Here is a 3,808-nt window from a genome sequence, read left to right as displayed (position 1 = left end):
TGGCTGGATTTATCTGAAGAAAATCCATATAGTCATTTCTTGATGACAGTAATGGGCGGAGTGAATCAATTGGAACGTGACTTAATTCGTATGCGTCAACGTGAGGGGATTGACCTTGCAAAAAAAGAAGGAAAATATCAAGGACGAGTTAAAAAGTATCATGAAAAGCATGCGGGAATGAATTATGCACTTAAGCTGTATGAAGAAGGAAATATGACAGTAAAACAAATTTGTGAAATTACCAATGTTTCAAGATCTTCTTTATATAGGAATCTACAAGGAAAAATATAAGAAAAACACACCCGCCTAAATTGGAAAAATTTTCAGATGTGGCGGGTTATTCTTTGAATCGTTTCCGTACCCCTAGAAAGGATAACTTTTTTTTGTGTTTGAGGGTATTAAAATCTCTTGAGTTGATGGACATGTATGGTGACCCCTGATAGTGTTTCCATTTAAACAAATTTTTCTTTTCCATACCGATCGCACACTCTTTTAGAGTAATAGTATTAGTGTGTCCAAGACTTAGAGATTACTTGCAATTATCCTGAAGTTTTTGCACCAGAACCCTTTATAATCTCATTCCCGCAAAAATTATAATTCTATGACTCTATCGCATACTTGTGCTACATATGGATCATGCGTGACAATAACAATTGTCTTTCCCTCTTTATTTAGATTTTTTAAAATTTGTATAATTTCATTTCTATTGTTATCATCTAAAGAGCCTGTTGGTTCATCGGCCAATATTAACTCGCAAGGCTTTAGAAGTATCCTTGCTATGGCAACCCTTTGTTGTTCACCACCTGAAAGCTCGTGTATTTTTTGCTGTAATGATACGCTCAGTCCAACTTTTTCTAAGGCTGCTGCTTTTAGTTCTTTCTTTTTCGTCTTTGTTTTTTTTGCATAAATCAAGGGAATTTCTAAATTTTTATTTACAGTATCATTGTCGATGAGTGCATAATTTTGAAAGAGATATGACATTCTTGTCCTCAGAAGCTTATTTGCTTTATTAGAACCCATATTAGGACTCTCTGCACCAAACAATTTAACGATTCCGCTATCTGGGTCCTCTAGCATTCCTATAATATTTAGAATCGTTGTTTTACCTGATCCGCTTTTTCCAGTAATCGCAACCATTTCCCCTTCATAAATTTTTAAATTGAACTCATCTAAAACCGCATGATTTCCATAACTTTTACAAACATCTATTAGTTCACATATATATTGCATTCGTTTATATTAACCTCCCTTTATCACCGTTTTTTTATTTCTTCGTTCCATCGTGATTAATGCAATAATTGAGGCGGTAAATTCAATTAAAATAAGCATTGCCACCACTGTAAGTAATTTCAAATCAAACTGTATCTTTACGATGAAGCAAATTGATAGTTGTATAATCCACATGAATACAAATAGCAACATGTATCCCTTATATGTTCTAAAAAAACCTACGCCAAATAAGCGATGCACCACTATTTTCTGCTGATTTTTATTGAAATACACAATAATATTCTGTGTGACCAAAAATAATATGCCGACAATTAGTCCACTAGTAACCGTCAATAGCATTTTCATTGTTTTTTGTAGATTGTATATATCTTTTGAAATATATTGGTCAACTGTTACAAGATATCTTAAATTATCATCTAATCCTAATCTTTTAAGTTCTGGCTCTAGTGTCTTATACGTTAATCCTGCATCTCGCTTCATCAACTTAATTTTTAAAGGATCTTTCGCTCCTCCACCTAATATAAGATCTCTTTCTCCAACAAAACTATTCTTCTCTGTCATTACCTCAATAATTTCATCTCTAATTTTGTTATGGTCAGATTTATATACATCTGGATTGAAACTAAAGATTTCCTGATTATTCTTTATCCAAATAATGCCTATTTTTCGATTACGTAAATGATTCGGGACCTCTCTGTGCATTTTTTTTTCTTCATATTCTATTGCTGGTTTTCTCCGTTCTTCAAAAAAGCGAAGAATTTCTTTTTCTCTGTTCTGATATTTTTCAGGTACTAATAAAATCCAGTTTTCCGTATCTTCTGAAGCTTGCACGCGCCGATTATGTATGTCATATAGCGGAAATTCGCGAAGGTAATTATTATTTACGGTAACTGACCAAATTCCTTTATAATCCTTATTTCTAGACAATTCCATTTCTTCATAGTCCTTGGAATTAATTAATACCGCTCCCATTTTATTCAAAATAGGATACAGATCACCATTTATACTTGACTCCATTTTATGCATCCCTTGTTGACCTTCATCATTCCCTACAGAAAGCGGATAAAAGACACCATAATCTTTGTTTTTCTCCCAGTTTTTTAAATTCTCTTGTTTTTCTTTCACTGTAATATATTGTTCTAAAATAGGCGTCCCTAATAAAATAAATATAATAGAACAAGTGATTTTTAATAGCGTATTTAATACAAATATCCCCTTTGTATCTTTTCTATTTTTAATCATTTGATTGACCTTAATTTTAGAAATATAGAAATAAGAAGCAAGAGATAATATCGTGATGATAAAATACGTCTTACATTGATCGAATAAAACAGTATAAATAAACTCCGGCGTTACATTTTTTATAAAAGCTGATACAAGCACTGAAATGAGCAATGATAAAGCAAACATAATGGCGATTATTCTACCTATAACGATAAACCATAAACGTACATTCGATACGCCGTGCATTTTTATAACGCCAATCCTTTTCGCTTCGTTAAAAACATAATAAATAAGAAAAAACAGGAGAACGATAAACACGATATACTGAATATAAGCTAAAGAGTTGATTGGTGAACCCAAAGCTTCCTCGTTATTGCTAAGATTACGTTTAAAATCATCAGCAACAATATACTGTTTCGGCTTAAAATGCTGATTTAGCTTTTTGGAAAAAAGTTTCAAGAAGGCGTTGTATGAGCCATCATCTACTACTTCTACGTAATATCGTCCTGCCATAGGCAAGTATTCATACGACGTTTGAAGCGGTTTAATTGAAATCTCATGATTATCTCCAAAATCTTTTATTACTCCCTTTTGTTTTGTATCTTTCGTATGTACTGTCGATAAAAAAGCATTACCTTGGAATGTGTCTTTTGGCTTTAACACATCCCCCTGACTTAACTGAAACTGTTTAAAATATATCGTTTCAGTTGTTAGTAATACATACTTCAAAATTTCTGCCTGTTCATCTTCATGATAAGAAACATTTGTACGAAAAATATTTGTATGTGACTCCTGTGCTGCCTCGAGTAATATAGGATAAATTTCACTAGGATTCGTAAAAACCAGTACATCTGGGATAACAAACTCTTTACCTATCCTCTGTTCTACTTTTTCCATTTTTTCAAATTCTTTATGATCCGTTTGTTGAAATGCAATAAAACCTGACAATATAGAAGCTACAATAAGAAAAAACACAACTACTTTTTTCATAACACCCTCCTCTGTAATATTTTAGTATATTTAAATAAAAATGGAAATACCAGGGTGGATGTTGTCTATATGACTTTATTTTTAACCATTATTTTTCATTTCAAAATGGCGTACCGCCCCATCACTATCAAGCTAAGATTTTGCAGTACCCCAAAAATGAAAATTTCCTTTTTCTACAGTTAGTTATTTGAAGAAGTCAGTTCTTTTTTCTTTTTTGGGGTGTTTACTTTTCTTAAGTTGATGGGCATGTATGGGGACCCCATGTAGAAAACTTTGCAACAGAACCAATTTTTTTTGTAAAATCTTGTATCTTTTTGATTAGATTCTGTAGTATCGATTATAAATTAAAGATGTGCTGCAATTA

3 protein-coding genes are annotated in these 3,808 nt (G+C 32.3%); 1 reads left to right on the top strand and 2 read right to left on the bottom strand.

Going from position 1 to position 3,808, the window contains the following annotated elements; all coding sequences use genetic code 11:
* On the top strand, nt 1-291 hold a 291-nt coding region (locus ACFQZ1_RS10670), incomplete at its 5' end, for a helix-turn-helix domain-containing protein (protein ID WP_377882185.1).
* Between the two features lie 300 nt (nt 292-591).
* Here ACFQZ1_RS10670 and ACFQZ1_RS10665 read toward each other — a convergent pair.
* Both ACFQZ1_RS10665 and ACFQZ1_RS10660 read right to left on the bottom strand, forming a co-directional pair.
* Nucleotides 592-1,230 (bottom strand): ABC transporter ATP-binding protein, encoded by a 639-nt coding sequence (locus ACFQZ1_RS10665; RefSeq protein WP_377882184.1) that lies wholly within the window; start codon nt 1,228-1,230, stop codon nt 592-594.
* A 9-nt stretch (nt 1,231-1,239) separates the two neighbouring features.
* Entirely contained in the window at nt 1,240-3,444 is a 2,205-nt protein-coding gene (locus ACFQZ1_RS10660) for a bacteriocin-associated integral membrane family protein (RefSeq protein ID WP_377882183.1), read from the bottom strand.
* Nucleotides 3,445-3,808 lie beyond the last annotated feature (364 nt).

The organism is Bacillus sp. CGMCC 1.60114 (assembly GCF_042676365.1).
In the GTDB taxonomy this organism is placed as follows: Bacteria; Bacillota; Bacilli; order Bacillales; family Bacillaceae_G; genus Bacillus_A; species Bacillus_A rhizoplanae_A.
Note: the sequence above shows the minus strand (reverse complement) of the source record. Positions and strands in the feature narration are given on the sequence as shown.

Bases quoted from the DNA above. Each gene is read 5' to 3' on its own strand.
- ACFQZ1_RS10665 (WP_377882184.1), bottom strand. From the start codon at position 1,230: ATGCAATATATATGTGAACTAATAGATGTTTGTAAAAGTTATGGAAAT.
- ACFQZ1_RS10660 (WP_377882183.1), bottom strand. From the start codon at position 3,444: ATGAAAAAAGTAGTTGTGTTTTTTCTTATTGTAGCTTCTATATTGTCA.